18 protein-coding genes and 2 pseudogenes are annotated in these 15,606 nt (G+C 34.7%); 14 read left to right on the forward strand and 6 right to left on the reverse strand.

Annotated elements, in window-relative coordinates:
* Positions 1–159: 159 nt before the first annotated feature.
* Positions 160–357: pseudogene (locus tag ACZDYH_RS07730) on the forward strand (GNAT family N-acetyltransferase); the annotation flags it as partial.
* A complete protein-coding gene (locus tag ACZDYH_RS07735; protein ID WP_000631591.1) occupies positions 341–727 on the forward strand; it encodes a hypothetical protein in 387 nt (128 codons plus the stop codon). The pseudogene ACZDYH_RS07730 and the gene ACZDYH_RS07735, both read left to right, overlap by 17 nt.
* 79 nt (positions 728–806) lie before the next feature.
* On the opposite strand, the gene ACZDYH_RS07740 is transcribed toward ACZDYH_RS07735, so the two are convergent.
* On the reverse strand, positions 807–2,189 hold the full coding sequence (locus tag ACZDYH_RS07740; protein ID WP_259592953.1) for an alpha/beta hydrolase: 1,383 nt from the start codon (positions 2,187–2,189) through the stop codon (positions 807–809).
* Positions 2,190–2,595: 406 nt separating this feature from the next.
* On the opposite strand from ACZDYH_RS07740, the gene ACZDYH_RS07745 reads away from it, so the two are divergent.
* Entirely contained in the window at positions 2,596–2,748 is a 153-nt protein-coding gene (locus ACZDYH_RS07745) for a hypothetical protein (RefSeq protein WP_000734755.1), read from the forward strand.
* Positions 2,749–2,998: 250 nt separating this feature from the next.
* On the opposite strand, the gene ACZDYH_RS07750 is transcribed toward ACZDYH_RS07745, so the two are convergent.
* The gene (locus tag ACZDYH_RS07750; protein ID WP_000540377.1) at positions 2,999–3,124 is read right to left on the reverse strand and encodes a YjcZ family sporulation protein; all 126 of its coding nucleotides are present in this window, start codon (positions 3,122–3,124) and stop codon (positions 2,999–3,001) included.
* Between the two features lie 197 nt (positions 3,125–3,321).
* Between ACZDYH_RS07750 and ACZDYH_RS07755 the strand changes: the two genes are divergently transcribed.
* Positions 3,322–3,579, forward strand: a complete 258-nt coding sequence (locus ACZDYH_RS07755) for a hypothetical protein (protein WP_140421588.1) — start codon at positions 3,322–3,324, stop codon at positions 3,577–3,579.
* 100 nt (positions 3,580–3,679) lie between these two features.
* Here the strand turns inward: ACZDYH_RS07755 and ACZDYH_RS07760 are convergent.
* Positions 3,680–4,221 (reverse strand): annotated as a pseudogene (locus tag ACZDYH_RS07760) (DUF4352 domain-containing protein).
* Positions 4,222–4,639: 418 nt separating this feature from the next.
* Between ACZDYH_RS07760 and ACZDYH_RS07765 the strand changes: the two are divergent.
* Positions 4,640–5,224: a CGNR zinc finger domain-containing protein gene (locus ACZDYH_RS07765; protein ID WP_313755213.1), complete on the forward strand. Its 585-nt coding sequence runs from the start codon at positions 4,640–4,642 to the stop codon at positions 5,222–5,224.
* A gap of 117 nt (positions 5,225–5,341) precedes the next feature.
* Entirely contained in the window at positions 5,342–5,896 is a 555-nt protein-coding gene (locus ACZDYH_RS07770) for an HPP family protein (protein ID WP_001059994.1), read from the forward strand.
* A 178-nt stretch (positions 5,897–6,074) separates the two neighbouring features.
* Here ACZDYH_RS07770 and ACZDYH_RS07775 read toward each other — a convergent pair whose 3' ends face one another.
* Complete coding sequence (locus ACZDYH_RS07775; protein ID WP_046392418.1) at positions 6,075–6,341, reverse strand: YmzC family protein; 267 nt, start codon at positions 6,339–6,341, stop codon at positions 6,075–6,077.
* 440 nt (positions 6,342–6,781) lie between these two features.
* Between ACZDYH_RS07775 and ACZDYH_RS07780 the strand changes: the two genes are divergently transcribed.
* The 7 genes from ACZDYH_RS07780 to ACZDYH_RS07810 all read left to right on the forward strand — a co-directional run bounded on the left by ACZDYH_RS07780 (position 6,782) and on the right by ACZDYH_RS07810 (position 11,546).
* Positions 6,782–7,240 carry a MarR family winged helix-turn-helix transcriptional regulator gene (locus ACZDYH_RS07780; protein WP_000198944.1) on the forward strand — a complete coding sequence of 153 codons (459 nt, stop codon included), beginning with the start codon at positions 6,782–6,784 and terminating at the stop codon, positions 7,238–7,240.
* A complete protein-coding gene (gene pssA / locus ACZDYH_RS07785; protein ID WP_000042263.1) occupies positions 7,233–7,817 on the forward strand; it encodes a CDP-diacylglycerol--serine O-phosphatidyltransferase in 585 nt (194 codons plus the stop codon). The genes ACZDYH_RS07780 and pssA overlap by 8 nt, the downstream gene beginning before the upstream one ends.
* A 39-nt stretch (positions 7,818–7,856) precedes the next feature.
* Positions 7,857–8,228: an ATP synthase subunit I gene (locus tag ACZDYH_RS07790; protein WP_006917967.1), complete on the forward strand. Its 372-nt coding sequence runs from the start codon at positions 7,857–7,859 to the stop codon at positions 8,226–8,228.
* A gap of 215 nt (positions 8,229–8,443) precedes the next feature.
* Positions 8,444–9,082, forward strand: coding sequence for a VanZ family protein (locus tag ACZDYH_RS07795; protein WP_088362891.1), 639 nt, complete (start codon positions 8,444–8,446; stop codon positions 9,080–9,082).
* A gap of 127 nt (positions 9,083–9,209) precedes the next feature.
* Positions 9,210–9,845: a hypothetical protein gene (locus ACZDYH_RS07800; protein ID WP_088362890.1), complete on the forward strand. Its 636-nt coding sequence runs from the start codon at positions 9,210–9,212 to the stop codon at positions 9,843–9,845.
* Positions 9,846–10,080: 235 nt separating this feature from the next.
* Entirely contained in the window at positions 10,081–10,734 is a 654-nt protein-coding gene (locus ACZDYH_RS07805) for a DUF2306 domain-containing protein (RefSeq protein ID WP_088362889.1), read from the forward strand.
* Positions 10,735–10,916: 182 nt separating this feature from the next.
* A complete protein-coding gene (locus ACZDYH_RS07810; RefSeq protein WP_000274247.1) occupies positions 10,917–11,546 on the forward strand; it encodes a LysE family translocator in 630 nt (209 codons plus the stop codon).
* A 204-nt stretch (positions 11,547–11,750) separates the two neighbouring features.
* On the opposite strand, the gene dhaQ is transcribed toward ACZDYH_RS07810, so the two are convergent.
* The gene (dhaQ, locus tag ACZDYH_RS07815) at positions 11,751–12,749 is read right to left on the reverse strand and encodes a DhaKLM operon coactivator DhaQ (RefSeq protein WP_474886085.1); all 999 of its coding nucleotides are present in this window, start codon (positions 12,747–12,749) and stop codon (positions 11,751–11,753) included.
* Positions 12,750–12,768: 19 nt separating this feature from the next.
* Positions 12,769–13,335: a dihydroxyacetone kinase transcriptional activator DhaS gene (dhaS, locus tag ACZDYH_RS07820; RefSeq protein ID WP_000204213.1), complete on the reverse strand. Its 567-nt coding sequence runs from the start codon at positions 13,333–13,335 to the stop codon at positions 12,769–12,771.
* Positions 13,336–13,513: 178 nt separating this feature from the next.
* Between dhaS and dhaK the strand changes: the two genes are divergently transcribed.
* Positions 13,514–15,265, forward strand: a complete 1,752-nt coding sequence (gene dhaK, locus ACZDYH_RS07825) for a dihydroxyacetone kinase subunit DhaK (protein WP_102956974.1) — start codon at positions 13,514–13,516, stop codon at positions 15,263–15,265.
* Positions 15,266–15,606: the final 341 nt, after the last annotated feature.

The raw sequence follows: 15,606 nt of genomic DNA on the forward strand, positions 1-15,606 counted from the left end.
TAGATTTTCTGTGCCTTTCCATCGGAAAATCAAGGCTGATATAAAAAATGAGTAGAAAAAACAAGGCTCTTACTTCGTGGATACCGCTACAAAGTAAGAGCCTTGTTTCATTATATTTGTTCATACAGTTTTCCTTGTAGTCTTCTGTTTTCATCCTTCAATCGCTTATTCTTTATCAATTTTTCGAACAGGTTGCTCCCAAAAGTTTTTTATACAAAATAACATCAAAAAATACGTCTTGAACAAGCGTTAAAAAAGACAACTGAAGGGCAAGTATACCCTTTTGGAATCTTTTTAAGAGAAAATGATAAAATGAAGGTAATATTAGGGAATTGTGAGGATGATTACGTTGCTTACTTTGATAAAATTTGTAGTTAGTTATGCTGCAAGTCTATTTGCTTTTATTTTTGGATGGTTCTTAATTTCATATATTTTTAATCCTAGCTTTATTCACCCAGACGTTTTACAGGGGTTCATAAAAACTATCGTCACTTATGGTAGTATACCAGCTCTTATAGCTTGTCTAATTGGGGAAGTTTTATATAGGAAAATTAAACGATGTCGAGAGTTTCAATTTGGAATTCCTTTATTTATAGGACTAGCAGTTATCTATACACTTATACCATTTCTTTTTCTTTTTACTTTTTCTTTTTCACATTTCTTTTATTTCGTAGCACCTGTTATGATGGGGTCCTTAGCTTTTTATGTAGTGCGTAGAAAAATATAATTATAATAGATATGTCTAAATCACTAGTTTCAAAAAGCCTTCACGCAATAATGATTGCATGAAGGCTTTTGATGTTTTCTTATTTTTTTGTCTCGTTAACCCATGTAATAATGTCCTGGATGACGTACTCGGGAACATTAGCAGGGATTTCATATTCACTAGGGAGGCTTAATTCCCCGTCACCCTCCGTGAAGAAATGATTCAATTTCGGGTATTTTTTGAACTGAACATTCCTGCGGTTTGCAAGCCCTTCTTGCCATTTTGTATATTCATTTTTTACTGTTACTTGATAATCGCGTGCTCCTTGCAGAATGAGTAAAGGCTCTTTTCGTGATTTTGCCTCTTCAACTGGACGCCACCTAGAAACATCATACATAAAATGAGGTGATCCAAAATTGTAGCCAGCTGGAGGATGATCAGGATTGAAAGTAGGATCCTGAATAAAAGCAGCCTGTCTTTTTAGTTCATCGATTTCTTCCTGTGGTTTCCCAAGGTATTGATACTGATCAATGGCAATGTCAGTCAAAGGGCGTGCAGGTGGTGCGAGTAAGATACTTCCTCGAACAAGTGAAGAAGGCGCTTTGCTCAGTATACGCGGCATTGTGCCAGCTCCTTGGCTATGTCCGAGAATGAAAATATTATTTGGATCAATGCCTTCCTGCTGCGCTGCGGATTTTGCTGCATATATAGCATCATCTGTAGTATCACGGTCTAACGTAACGGGTTCTGCACTCATCTTTAATGCATGTTCTAAGGTACGTTTTTCATAGCGCAACACTGCAATTCCGTTGGATGAAAGGCCCACCGCAAGGTCTCGTAAGATTTTTGTTCCCAAATAGGTAGCATCGCGATCATGGATGCCAGCACCATGCACAAGAACAACGACGGGTACCTTTTCACCACGCTGATGCTTCGGAACTGTTAATGTCGCTGGTAACGGATAGGTAGAATTTCCAATGACGATTTCACGTTCTTGATAGGAGTCAGGTTGATCATAGCTAGGATGTGGGATGGTATAAGATTCTTCGGGTGGCCTTTCTCCAATTTCATCTACTTTCCCGCCAGGTGTGAATTTAAGGAGTAGCGGTATGGTAGTTCCTTCGGTAGCTGCTGGAATTTCTACCGTCTGATGGACCAAGTTTCGTTCTTTTATCACGGGGGTTCCCATGCTTTTTATCCCGCTCCAGCCACTTTGTGTCCACCAGTTTTGTAATGTGGTTGCTGTAAACTTGGATTGAAAAGCAGTAGACGTCAACTGTAGTGCCTCTGCATACTTACCTTGCTGGAGATATTCAAAAAATAATGATGTACGCTCCGTTAAAGAGACTAGTTTCTTTTCAGCAGATTGTTCTTCGCGTGTATCTGCGTGAATAGTTGTTGTAAGCGGGAAAGATGAAACGCCTAAAGAAAAGAGTAGGGGAAAGGTAAGTACTGATCTTTGTATTTTCTTTTTTTTATTCATGTTTTAACCTCCAATACGTGATGGTACAAAACAGGTATGGTAATTAGAATTCTGGTGCGAAAACTTCAAAATATTTGCAAGCAATCTCCAAAACTTGGACATACTCATATTATTATTCTAAAAAAACGTAGCTTTCTTCTCTTGTCACATGCATATTAATCCCAGAAATAATCTTTCTTCCTTCACTTTATATTTTGATTATACGAAACAAAGCTCTCGTTTTTCTTACTTGATACTTACAAATTCCTTAAGTAAAGGATATTTTAAAATCTTAGCTTGATGAATATGTAGCGGTACTCCTATGTTAAGAGATAGCTTAAGGACCGAGGATTATATTGTTTTTATAAAGGGTTGATGTTATGTTTGTTTTGTAACATATCGTGTTTTATGCATGTAGGAGGATTTATTGAAGAAATTATTAATATTGTTTTTATTAGCTACATTTTGTCTACAGATTACAGGATGTTCTAATAATATGGGTACACTAAGGGAGAAGTCTAAAACTTCAACAACTGTGAAGTCTAAACGCATCAATAAAGGGTGGTACAAACATATGTAATAGTTTGTATCACCCTTTGTTGATGATAGAAGTCATAAAGAAAAGACACCCTAAGGTGCCTTCCTTCGACTTGAACCATCTTAATTTTAATAATATATTGGACTCCCATCCAACTATTATTTTACCATGTTAAATTGTTTTATTCATTGAGAAATATGCTTTAAATCTATATTTTTAAAAAATATATAGATTTGAACAATATGTATACGAGCCACATATCAAAAAAAGACACTCTCAAGAGTGCCTCTCCTTAGCAGCCGAATCCGCCGCCCCAACAGCTAGCGCCAACGATGATTAATAAGATGAAGAGCACAACAAGTAAGGCAAATCCGCCGCCGAAACCACAGCCACCACCACAACTACCTCCATAGCCCATATTAACTCCTCCTTCCATAAAGACCATTTATTAATGGATTTAATTTAATTTATGTTTTTAAGGGTGAATGGAGCAGGTCCTTAAAAAAATAAAAGGATTTTGGAAGTTAAAAAGAGTTGACGATCTTATTTTTGTCACCGGAATTTTGTCTTCTACATATTGTATTTTATTCTGTGTATTGGGGGAAGGAGGATCTTATGGCTAATTCTGAGATGATTTTACGTTTACTTACGGATTTAAAGATTGAACAACAATTGTTGAAAGAACAGTTAGAGAAAATGCAAACAACTGTGACTATTCTTGAAGAAAAATCAGTGACGATTAAAGAAAAACCAGCGACTCTTAAAGAAAAAACAATGACTCCTGAAGAAAAACCATCTGTTACAAAGCAAAGAGCTTTTTCTGGACGCCCAACATCTTTTCGTGATTGGAGAGCAGCTAGTCAAAAAAATTAGGGAATGTTATGTGAAATGATAAAAAAAGTACAGTCTGCTGTAGAAAAGACTGTACTTTTTTATGTCAGTAGAGAATGTTAAGGGAGACGTATTTATTGGCCTATTCCACTTTTAATTGGAGTTCTTTATCTAACTTATCATTATTAATTTTTTTAAAGTTAATCCTTGCGTGTTTTTCGGTACATCAAATACAATGTTTCCTTCCGAACTTTCATTAGGATTAACAATATTAAATTTGAATGTGGAGATATTTGCAGCTTTAAGTACTGACTGATATTCATTGGAAATGTGATATTTTCTTCCAAATCCATCAATTAATTTAAAGTTGTTGATATCTAGTGTAATGGGTTCTTCTTTACGATTATAAACTGCGATGTCTAATACTTTAAAGACACCTTGTGCTTTAACTTCTCCAGTCCCTAGAACATCTAGTGACTCGGCAGATCCCATTGACATGTATACATCAGAGGAATCTACATTGGTAGGAAGTTCTTTTTGCGAATCCTTGTTGCTAAGTTTGTCATTCTCTGTTTTTTTAGAAGTCGCCTGCTCATTTTTCGCAGGCGCATCATGTGAACTGCACGCTGATACTCCAAACAAGAATGTGCTACATAATAATGATGCTAATAACTTTTTGTTCATCGTTTGTTTCTTCCTTCCAAAATAGAAGCACTTTTAATGAGTGCTATATATTTGTCTTTATATGTATTACATTTTATATCTTATTACATTAATTTTGGAAGGAAAAGGGAAAATGTTGTGCGTTTTTCCGATTCGAATTATTTATTTGTCTAAAAGTTGAAATTAAAATGAGCCCCATAAATGATAAACCATTCCACTAACAAAAAATGCTAGTCCTACAAATAAAACAATTAAAGCAAGCACTCCATTTTTATTATGTTCCATAAAATTAGCTCCTTTTTCATTTACTTACATACCAAAAGCCTTTAGTCATAATTATGGCTAAAGGCCTTAATCTTCATACTTTGTAGTTTATAAAAAAAGTTGTACTTCTGTATTAATTTGGAATATGATTATTTAAAGAGAAGGTGATGAGTACATGCAGGAAACAAAACAATTCCCGCTTATATCGGGAAATCTCTCATTAGATTTAGTAAATACAGAGTTAGTTAGGCGTGGACAACGTTATGATTTATTAATAACAGATGAAGATGTATTAGAATGGCTACATGTAATAAAGGTTAATCTTCCTTTTTGGAATGAAAAAACACTTATAGGAATTCAGAAGCGAATGGATCAAGTTACATCTAGCATATTAGAGGTAAGAGAAGTATTGAGAAAACAGTTTGAGGCAATTGCTGATCAGCAAGAAATTTCTAATGATTTTATTACGTATTTAGAAAAACAAATTGAGAAGGCACCATTTACATATAAAATCATTGAACAGCAGCTAGTATCTATCCCAGTTGGAGAAATCGAGGATGTACTCGCATCGTTAATTGCATTTGATGCTTTAACCTTAATAGCAGAAAATAAGCTGATTTCCCTTAAAAGGTGTTCAAATCCTGAATGTGTTTTATTATTTATAGATAAGAGTGGGAAACGAAAATGGTGTTCTATGAAAATATGTGGGAACCGGAAAAAGGTAGCAAAATTTCAGGATCGAAAATTTGAGGAAGTTTAGAGAATCAACTTATAATAGTTGATTCTTTTTTTGCATTCTATAACTAACCTCTAAAATTAATATTTACAGGTTAGTTATTGCCGAGTTATAATGGTTGGTAAATAAAGGAGGAGAACGATGAATAATATAACAGCAACTAAGCAAAAAGACCCTCAACCAATAAGTGTACGATATTTTACAAAAATGAAAGGGAAAGGAAGAAGTCCATTACAAGTAAATGTAAAGGACTCTTTAACGGGACTACTAGGGGGATTTTTAACAATTCTTACCTTAACATATTTAACGAGCATAACCTCTACAGAATTATTAATGGCTCCATTTGGTGCGAGTTGTGTATTAGCGTTTGGAGTTTGGAATGCGCCATTATCTCAGCCGCGTAATATTATTGGAGGACATTTGATTTCAACTTTCATTGGTCTATCAATATATCATTTGTTTGGGAATGAATATTGGACAATTGCTTTAGCGGTGGGGATGGCAATAGCCGTTATGATGTTAACGAGAACGACGCACCCTCCGGCAGGCGCCGATCCGATTATCGTTATTTTAGGGGCAAATAGTTGGAGTTATTTAGTAACACCAGTTTTAATTGGCTCCGTTGTTATTGTAGTTATTGCTTTATTCATTAATAATATGAGTAGTAAAAGAAGTTATCCAACTTTTTGGATGTAGTTTGTGAAGTGAAAAATAATTTAAGTGAGTATTCTATTCTTACTATGTTTTATTTTTTATATAGTAAAAGCCTTAGTCGTAATTGCAGCTAATGGCTTGGGGCCTCATACTTTGTAGTTCATAAAGAAAAGACACTTTAAAGTGTCTTCTACAGATTTGAATTATTTAATTCATGTAATTAATATTCGTTAGCATAAAACTCTTTTATTAATTTTATTTCATTTGTATCTGGATTAAACTTAAATATTTTAATTTGATTCGATTCATCTTTGTATGCAAATGTATTCTCACCAACTTGGATCATATTGCTGGTGTTTAAAATAGGATCGCTACCGTGATCAGTAATTTCCACAGTTTTCTCACGATCCCAGAATGCAATGACAATAATCAAAATGATAAGACATACCCGTATAAAACGTAATTCTCTTGCAACAGGATGTTCCATCTGTTAGTCTCCTTTACTGTTTGATAGAGTTTGTTTATAAAAGAGATAATTGCAATGAATATAAATAAAAAAGACACCGTAAAGTGTCTTTTTTATTTTAGTTATGCGCATTACTTAATAAGACGCTAGTTCCTCAGTCTGGCTATGAGTAACTATGTAGGGTGATTCCATTATAACATTTTAACCAGTAATGGGTCTATATGGAATTTAATTGGTTTTCTTTTTGATTATTCAGAACGATTAATTGGGTATTTGGATGAAGGAAGCAGTGAGGAAGAAGGGACTTAACTTGTTTTAGAAGAGTGTCTTCTTTTTTGTATCACTGTGAGTAAAGTGTAGCGTTATATTTCCCTTTACACGAACATAACGGTATACTATAGTTAAGTTAAGTAAACTTAACTATTAAACGAAACGAAATAAAAGCATGGAGGAATAACGCTATGACTAGAACGTATAAAGAAGTGATTAATGAAATGAACCGAGCTTATAATGAATTCTACATTTTACTATTCCAGGAGTTAAAAGATGAGTTCGGTCTTACAGGACAGCAAGAGAGCATGCTATTTCATATTAATTTAAATGAAAACACGACAGCAAATCACATTGCGACTACCTTTAATGTATCCAAAAGTGCCGTTAGCCAAGTTTTATCTAAATTGGAGAAACAGAAGATGATTTCAAAACAAGTAAACCCTAATAATAAACGGGAGTATTTTCTTACACTTGGTCCAAACGGTAGTAAGTATATAGAGCGGTTGTCTGAGTTAGATGATGTATTAATTGAGAAATATTTTTCTAAAATCGATATAAATGCCCTTGAGCAAATGACCGAGACGTTAACGAAAATAAATAAAGTGATATTGGAAGAAAAACAGAAGGATCTTAATTGTAATGAGTAAGAACGTAGATGAAGCAATTAGTAGAAAGGAGGAGAAGCGTGTTATGAGTTACATACCAAATATGATTACGATAGCAAATTTTGTATGTGGACTTTTAGCTATTTACGCTGTTTTCGTTCACGATATTTATTTGGGAGCAGTTTTTATTATTACGGGTATGTTGTTTGACTTTTTAGATGGTATGGTCGCTCGGAAACTTGATTCTGTTTCGGAAATTGGTGGAGAGTTGGACTCATTTGCGGATTTAGTTACTTTTGGTGTGGCACCGTCTATTCTTGCATATAGTGTCGCGTTAAAAGATTTGCAGTCTATCGGGATGATATGTGCGCTTGCTTATAGTATTTGCGGAATGCTTCGGCTTGCGAGATTTAACACGCAGCAAAGCAAACTCCCGACCTTTATCGGCATGCCAATCCCATTCGCGGCAATGTGTCTCCTCATTTTATGTTTTTTAAAGAATCCAGTTTCCGTGGCGTTTGGTACATGTGTACTCGCTTATTTAATGGTGAGCAAAATCAAATTCCCTCATTTTAAAAAAGATATAGCTGAAAGCTTGAAGCCTGGGAGATTGGATTGATGATACGGAATTACAATGAGAAAGATAAAGGAGAATAACATGATTCGTATGGCATTAAGATCGTTCAACATACAAATGTATTGTTTGCTAGGCGTAATGTTATTGGGATGGCTTGTGACACCTTTTTCAGCACAGTTCGTAGGGATAAGCATTGGCCTTTTAGTAAGTATGTACTGCGCCTGGATTTTAGGAAGACGTATTGAAAAGTTCGGAGATAGCATTGTAAAAAAAGAAAAAGCACCGATGCTCGGAATGATGAACCGGTTCGCAGCCGCAATTCTCGGCGCAATTATTATGTATGAAATTGAACACCATGAATTCATGTGGACATTTGCTGCTGGAATTATGAGTGGGTATTTCTTGGTTATTATTAATTTGGGGTATTACAGTATGAGGGATGAGAAGGAGTAAAGTGAAAACTAAGTTTAAGCATACTGTTGCCTAACAACGAATAGCGGATTAGTAATTAGAGTAATAATAAAAACTAACATAAAATTTAAGAAAAATTTTATATTTACCCTACTCTTTATTTTAAAAGTTTCTCCTATCTTATAAATGAGTTACATCAAGAAGGAAACTAAAAACGACAAAGTCATAGAGGAAAATGTAAAGTTAGGGGATTCCACATGCATAGAGAAGTTTTGATGAGTTATTTGTATACGTATTTTTTTACAATTATGTTTTGTATTGTATTTCAAATTGGATGTTATTTTAAAGCGAAAAACAATATATCTATTCGGCATTTTCTATGGGTGTATGTTTTTCTATTTTACCTTTCGTTAGTGTATAAGGTGACGCAGATTGCAACTGTATGGGATATAAGTAGATATGAAACGTGGATTCGTGTAAATCAAATCAACTTGACTCTATTTGATACGGCAGGTAGTACGACGTATCTTTTAAATATTGTACTGTTTATGCCATTAGGTTTTTTATTACCGACTATTTGGCCGCAGTTTAGAAAAATGAAAAACACCGTATGTGCAGGATTCTTTTTTTCACTGGCAATTGAGTTAAATCAATTACTAAATAATAGAATTACAGATATTGATGATTTATTTACGAACACCCTCGGGGCGATTATTGGGTATTTATTATATAAAGCATTATTTAAAATGATATATAAAAGAGAGGAAAAAAAGCTGGATACAAATTCTTCTCTAGTTATAAAATACGAGGCTATTTTTTGTTTAGTGTGTTCATTTGTAGGGGCGATGTTAATTTATCATCCAGCTTTATTTGGAAGACCTGTAATCCTCCAATGAGATGTGCGATCTCGTTTATAAAATGATTCTCGTTCTCCACACCCAAACACGATAAAATATGAATGGTTCATCCTTTTTCTAACTTAATAGATACAGTTTATGTATTACATGATAGGTAGGTGTAAATGTGTTAAGTGTTCAATTATCTCAATACTTACTAAAAGAGTCTAAACCAGCTCTTCATACAGATGAAAAACGAGTGTATATGTTAAAAGATGAAGGGCTATCACCGTATCCTATTTATTTAAATCACCCTATTATGATAGGAGTGGGAACGAATTTGAATCAGCATACAGGATTCGAAGAAATCATTAAAGGATTTATGGGTACACATAACAAATTTCCTATGTATATGTTATTTGAAACTTATTTATGTAGAGACTTTATTGAAGGGTTTTTAGAAGAGAATAAACTTCATTTTGAGCTAGTTTTTACTAATAAGAAAAAGGATACGAACTTTTTTAAAGTGTGCATTACCAATAGTGATGATATAACCACACTTATGAAGTATTTCTTCCAATCAGCACAAGATTCTCTCTATACGCTATTAAGCTATTCAGCAGACTGTAAGATTATCAGTAATCGTACTGGTGGGATTGAAATAAAAGCGGACAGTTTCTATCCAAGCTTTTCATTTATGTATGATGCGCAAGAATTATTTATTATTGGTGGAGAAGAAAAATGGTCTGATATCCATTATATAAAAAGATTTTTCCATCTTGAGCAGATTACAGATGAGCTAATTATTGATTTAAGAAAATGAGAGACGAGAGAGAATAAATGAAAAACCCCTCAAGTATAGAACGACATACTTGAGGGTTTTTATGTATGAAGAAGGGCCTTGTATCATATATTTTATTCGTCGTTGCATGTAAGTCATTCGGTTTATAAAAACAATGTGCTAAAGAAATCAGTAAAGAAGGCTTTTCTATTTTTCCCGAGAATGAAAAGAAATATATAATCTAATTTTCGTGAATATAATGGGGAGGCAGTAAAATTTGAACAGGAAAATTTGGTTTGTATTTACCTTTTTTGCTTTTTTAGTATCTGGTTATATTGTTGTCCAATATTTTATTATGGATGGTTTTCAAACAGGGCTTGTAAAAGTGAAGCTTATGTTTGGATCTAAATTAAGTGCGTTCTGGTATATGATGCTATTTATACATATTACAACTAGTATAGTAGCATTAGTAATTGGTCCTTTTACATTATCCACTAAATTTAGAGAAAGGAATATCAACCGTCATCGAATAGCTGGGAGAATCTATATGGTTGGTATATTATTAGGCGGCGTTTCTGGATTATATCTATCCTCTTATGCTACGGGAGGATTGGTAGCGAAGCTAGGTTTTGGTTTGTTATCTGTATTTTGGCTAACATCAGCATATCAAGCGTTAAATGGAGTTAAGAATAAAAAAATTAAAGAGCATCGGAATTGGATGATTAGAAATTATTCTTTAACCTTTGGAGCAGTTACATTAAGAATTTGGCTACCGTTGTTTATCGTTCTATTTGGAATAGAGCGTTTTGAACTTAGTTACGCTATTATTGCTTGGTTAGCGTGGGTACCCAATTTAATTGTTGCAGAATTATTCATAAGAAAAAGACTTAATAAAGGAAAATACAAAGGAAATGAGGATTTACATTTTTAATGTAAATTTGCTGTAATATTGAGGGCAGAATTCTTCAGTAATTGAATCATTTAATAGTTGGATTTCGTTTGTAGATTCAAAAATTCGCTAATTTTATTGAATAAATAGAAAATACTTTCTTTTTTCGTCTGTTTAATTTAATATCAATAAGGGCACCAAAAAAAATAGATAGAGGTGCTAGAATGTACGGTATTATTAATTATGAAGTGTTTTTACTAACAGGAATTTTATTGAATTTAATTCCTGGTGCAGACACCATGTACATTGTGGGGAGAAGTATTTCACAAGGTAGAAAAGCAGGTGTGTATTCTGTGTTTGGTATTATTACTGGTTCTTTAGTTCATACGTTGTTGGTTGCTTTTGGTTTATCTATTATACTTACAAAATCCATTGTGCTATTTAACACTATTAAGGTTATAGGTGTTATCTATCTTGTATATTTAGGAATTAAAATGATACTTGATAAGACGAATGTAGCTTTCCAGGCCTCGTCCAATAAATTGAACATTAGAAAAATATATATACAAGGGCTTTTAACAAGTCTTACGAATCCAAAAGTCTCTTTATTCTTTATTGCGTTTCTTCCGCAATTTATAGATACAAAGGCTTCAGGTCCTATGCCTTTTATCATTTTAGGACTTACTTTTACAGTAACTGGACTATTATGGTGTTTATTTGTTGCTTATTTCTCTTCATATGTTACAAAAAAATTAAGAGGAAACCAAAAGGTAGGAATGATTCTAAATAAGATAACAGGACTGATTTTTATTGGTATGGGGTTAAAGTTGCTTCAAACAAAAGCTCCTCAATAAACCTGAATAACATAAAAATGCCCCCTTTCAAGAGATGTAATCTTAGGTTTAGGCTAATTTCTATATACTAAAAAGTCCCTTTAACTTTGAAGGGACTTTTTGCTTGTTATTTTGAGTTATCTAAAAGTTTATTTCAAGGTGAGGATCGGTCTGCCCGTAAAAGCCCGATTGGTGAGGGCTGATTAAAGTTTCACTTTATTTGTATTACCAACTAGCAGTTTCCGTATTCTCCTTCAACCACTTCACCCAATCCAAATCCTCTACCTTAAGCAAACTAAGCGAAACACCCTTCATATCTAAAGAAGTTAACAGTGTACCAACCTTTACGAATGCCACTTGCAATCCTTCAAGTTCACACAAACGGCGAATGTCGTTTGCGAAAATGTATTGTTCCATTAATGGAGTTGCGCCGAGTCCATTAATGAGGATAGCGAAGTTGTCTCCTTTTCTCCAGCGATAAATGCTTTTTAGTTTGTTCATTAGTTCGATCGCTAATATTTCAGAAGAGGATAGTGCTTCTTTACGGTAACCTTTTTCGCCATGGATGCCGACGCCATAAAACACTTCATCGTCATTTAATGTGAATGAAGCTTTTCCTTTTACTGGATCGTTGACAGGGGAAAGGGCAACTCCTAATGTGTGTAAGTTTTCAGTGATAGAGCGGCCAAGTGTTGTTAGTTCTTCTAGAGAATGGCCTTCAAGAGCGGCCACACCAAGTATTTTTTGAACGAAAACAGTACCAGCTACGCCGCGTCTTCTTTTATTAAAAGAAGCATCATCTTCAATTGAAACGTCGTCATTTACGATAATATGGTCAATTTTTCTTCCTTCTTCTTTAGCGATCTGCTCAGCCGCAAGAAAGTTCTCAACGTCATCTTTAAAGTTTTTAATGATGAATAGTATACTTTTATCTTTTGGCATAAGGCGAGTTGCCGCTACAATTTGTTCCACTGTAGGCGGAGTGAAAATATTGCCGTTTACTGCCGCTGTAAGCATACCTTTTCCTACATAACCAATATCAGCAGGTTCATGTCCGCTACCACCGCCGCTTATAATAGCGACGTCTTGCTCCAGTTTTTCGATATTTTTTACATAAATGATGTTATTTGTTTCGTCGTAATTTACTTTGTCGTTATGTTCAAAATAAAAGCCGTGCAGCATATCTTGAACGATATTTTGTACATCATTCATAATCTTTTTCATTGCTTTTGCCACCCTTTAATTACTTTGCTGATTGCTCAAGTAATAGTAGTAATTGATTGTTTATCATATTTTTCATAAGAGAAGACATAACGGATGGATCTACTTCGCACTTACTTTCAATCCAATCTTTTATCGTTCCAACGAAGCCGTGACTATAAAAGGAGGCAATCGTATTTTTTGTCTCATCAGAAAGGCTGAATCCACAGCTCACAGATAATTCATCAATAATCTTCATATATAAGTTTTTCGTATGCTCAAATAAATAGTGATTAAACGAGTTTTGCTCAATGACTTTAAAAGCATTTCGGTAAAATTTTTGATTTTCATAAAAGTAATCAAATAATAAATCGAAAATGTTTTCCCATTTTTCATAATCGAGAAAGTCTATAATATTTTCTTTCGTTTCTTCTCTATAAATCCAGCTTAATAGTTCAAATTTATCTTTAAAATGATAATAAAAAGTTTGCCTACGCATTTGACAGTGTAACATAATATCGCTCACTGATATTTTATGAAACGACTCTGTTTCCATTAAATACTTCAATGAGTTTGCGATTATCTTTTTAGAAATTATAGAAGAGGTCATCTGAATCATCCCTAGAATGTTAGTAATATAAAAATCCTATCTATAAATGAGAGCGGTGTCTTGAGACAGATTGTCCATTTTGTCCGTTTACTATAAAACGCTTTCATTTTAACATGGTTAGTAAGAAGAAGATTTCAAATATATCACAATATATTAAAGGAATTGAGGGAGAACTACAATGAAAAAGATTATAAACAAACCAGAAACATTAGTAATGGAAATGTGCAACGGAATGGTTATGGCTCATCCAGAGCTTGAGCTTTTGAAAAAATATAAAGTCATCAAGAAGAAAGAAATGAACGAAAACAAAGTAACGTTAATTAGTGGCGGCGGTAGTGGTCATGAGCCGGCACATGCAGGATTAGTCGGAAAAGGAATGTTAGATGCGGCAGTGTGCGGAGATGTGTTTGCGTCACCTTCACAAATTCAGGTATACCAAGCAATTAAAGAGACAGCTAGTAAAAAAGGTACGTTATTAATTATTAAAAATTATAGCGGCGATATTATGAATTTCAAAAACGGTGCGCATTTAGCGACGGAAGATGGAATTGAAGTCGACTACGTAAAGGTGGACGATGATATTGCGGTAGAAGATAGCCTGTACACAGTAGGGCGCCGCGGCGTTGCGGGCGTTATTTTAGTTCATAAAATTGCTGGCGCAGCAGCGGAAGAAGGTATGGATTTAGGAGCGGTGAAAGCTGTAGCAGAAAAAGCAGCGGCTAACGTGCGCACAATCGGTTTAGCATTAACGTCTTGTACAGTTCCAGCGAGCGGATCACCTACTTTCACACTTGCGGAAGATGAAATGGAATACGGCGTAGGTATTCACGGCGAACCAGGAATTAAGCGTGAAAAAATGCTGTCAGCAGATGAACTAGCGAACCGTATGACAAATGATCTTGTAAAAGATTTAGGAGTAAAAGATGGAGAAGAAATTGCGCTTCTAGTTAACGGTTTTGGCGGAACACCACTGCAAGAACTTTACTTATTTAACAACGCAGTTACGAGAGAACTAGCTGCAAGAAACATTAAAATTAATAGAGTATTCGTCGGTAACTATATGACAAGTATTGATATGGCTGGTATGTCTTTAACGGTAATGAAGTTAGATGAAGAGCTAAAAACATTACTATCAAAAGAATGTAATACACCAGCGTTTAAAGTAGACGGTCCAGTTGAAAGTGTAGAGTACGTAAATGTACTTGAAGAAACAGAAGAGAAGGAAGTTTCCTTTGAACTAGAAACAGCGGAAGAGCACGCTGTTATTAAAGATAATGTTATTACATTAAACAGCATGATTTATCTCGTTGATAAAATGAGCGATATTATTATTAAAAATGAAGTACCGTTTTGTGAGTTAGATACGCATGCTGGTGACGGCGATTTCGGAATGAGTGTAGCAAAAGGATTTAAGCAATTAAAACGTGAGTGGCATTCTATCGTGGAACAAGAGAATGTAACGATCGGATCATTCCTTGACGGTTGCTCCATGATTATTATGGAACATTGCGGCGGAGCTTCAGGCCCAATTTGGGGCGGAGCATTTCGCGCAGCTAGTAAAGCAGCGGGCGAAAAACGTGAGCTAACAGTGAAAGAATTCGCTGAAATGTTACAAGCAGCATTGCAAGGCATCCAATCGATCGGTGAAAGATCATTCGGCAGAGGAGCAGTAGTTGGTGACAAAACACTTGTTGACGCACTTGCTCCATGTGTAGATTCTTGGTTAGATAGCGCCTCAAACGAAGTAGACGTAAAAACTGCCTTTGAAAAAGGAGCAGAAGCAGCGGTCAAAGGAGCAGAGTACACGAAAGAAATCGTAGCTCGCATGGGCCGCGCTGGTACAGTTGGCGAAAGAAGCTTAGGATATCCAGATGCAGGTGCACATGCACTTGGGGTTATCTTTACGGAGATTGCGGGTAGTTTGAAATAGGAATTGGAAAGTCCCTCTGCCTTAAGGTGGAGGGATTTTTCTGTAGTTTTCGAGAATAATAGTATGTGTCTTTTTGTATTACCAAAAACGACCGATTTTGGTGATACAGAAGGACATAAATCTCGTTTTTTGTTATGTCTTCATTTACAACGGTTTTCAAAGGAGATATTCTTAGTAAGAAATTATATTGAAAAGAGGTTTTGATTGTATATGATGAAGCTTATTAATCGCTAATTAAAATTCAAACGAATTTTATACTGTAAGGATAATTCCTTGATTTTATTTGTTATACCTTTTTACTAGTAGCGGTTAGAAGACATTATATCTTATCAAAAAATTTC

The sequence above is a fragment of the Bacillus sp. EB V-12 genome, from assembly GCF_056158125.1.

Excerpts from the sequence above, each read along its gene's own strand:
- ACZDYH_RS07735 (WP_000631591.1), top strand. The coding sequence starts at position 341 with ATGATTACGTTGCTTACTTTGATAAAATTTGTAGTTAGTTATGCTGCA.
- ACZDYH_RS07740 (WP_259592953.1), bottom strand. The coding sequence starts at position 2,189 with ATGAATAAAAAAAAGAAAATACAAAGATCAGTACTTACCTTTCCCCTA.
- ACZDYH_RS07750 (WP_000540377.1), bottom strand. The coding sequence starts at position 3,124 with ATGGGCTATGGAGGTAGTTGTGGTGGTGGCTGTGGTTTCGGCGGCGGA.
- ACZDYH_RS07755 (WP_140421588.1), top strand. The coding sequence starts at position 3,322 with ATGGCTAATTCTGAGATGATTTTACGTTTACTTACGGATTTAAAGATT.
- ACZDYH_RS07765 (WP_313755213.1), top strand. The coding sequence starts at position 4,640 with ATGCAGGAAACAAAACAATTCCCGCTTATATCGGGAAATCTCTCATTA.
- ACZDYH_RS07770 (WP_001059994.1), top strand. The coding sequence starts at position 5,342 with ATGAATAATATAACAGCAACTAAGCAAAAAGACCCTCAACCAATAAGT.
- ACZDYH_RS07775 (WP_046392418.1), bottom strand. The coding sequence starts at position 6,341 with ATGGAACATCCTGTTGCAAGAGAATTACGTTTTATACGGGTATGTCTT.
- ACZDYH_RS07780 (WP_000198944.1), top strand. The coding sequence starts at position 6,782 with ATGACTAGAACGTATAAAGAAGTGATTAATGAAATGAACCGAGCTTAT.
- pssA (WP_000042263.1), top strand. The coding sequence starts at position 7,233 with ATGAGTAAGAACGTAGATGAAGCAATTAGTAGAAAGGAGGAGAAGCGT.
- ACZDYH_RS07790 (WP_006917967.1), top strand. The coding sequence starts at position 7,857 with ATGATTCGTATGGCATTAAGATCGTTCAACATACAAATGTATTGTTTG.
- ACZDYH_RS07795 (WP_088362891.1), top strand. The coding sequence starts at position 8,444 with ATGCATAGAGAAGTTTTGATGAGTTATTTGTATACGTATTTTTTTACA.
- ACZDYH_RS07810 (WP_000274247.1), top strand. The coding sequence starts at position 10,917 with ATGTACGGTATTATTAATTATGAAGTGTTTTTACTAACAGGAATTTTA.
- dhaQ (WP_474886085.1), bottom strand. The coding sequence starts at position 12,749 with ATGAAAAAGATTATGAATGATGTACAAAATATCGTTCAAGATATGCTG.
- dhaS (WP_000204213.1), bottom strand. The coding sequence starts at position 13,335 with ATGACCTCTTCTATAATTTCTAAAAAGATAATCGCAAACTCATTGAAG.
- dhaK (WP_102956974.1), top strand. The coding sequence starts at position 13,514 with ATGAAAAAGATTATAAACAAACCAGAAACATTAGTAATGGAAATGTGC.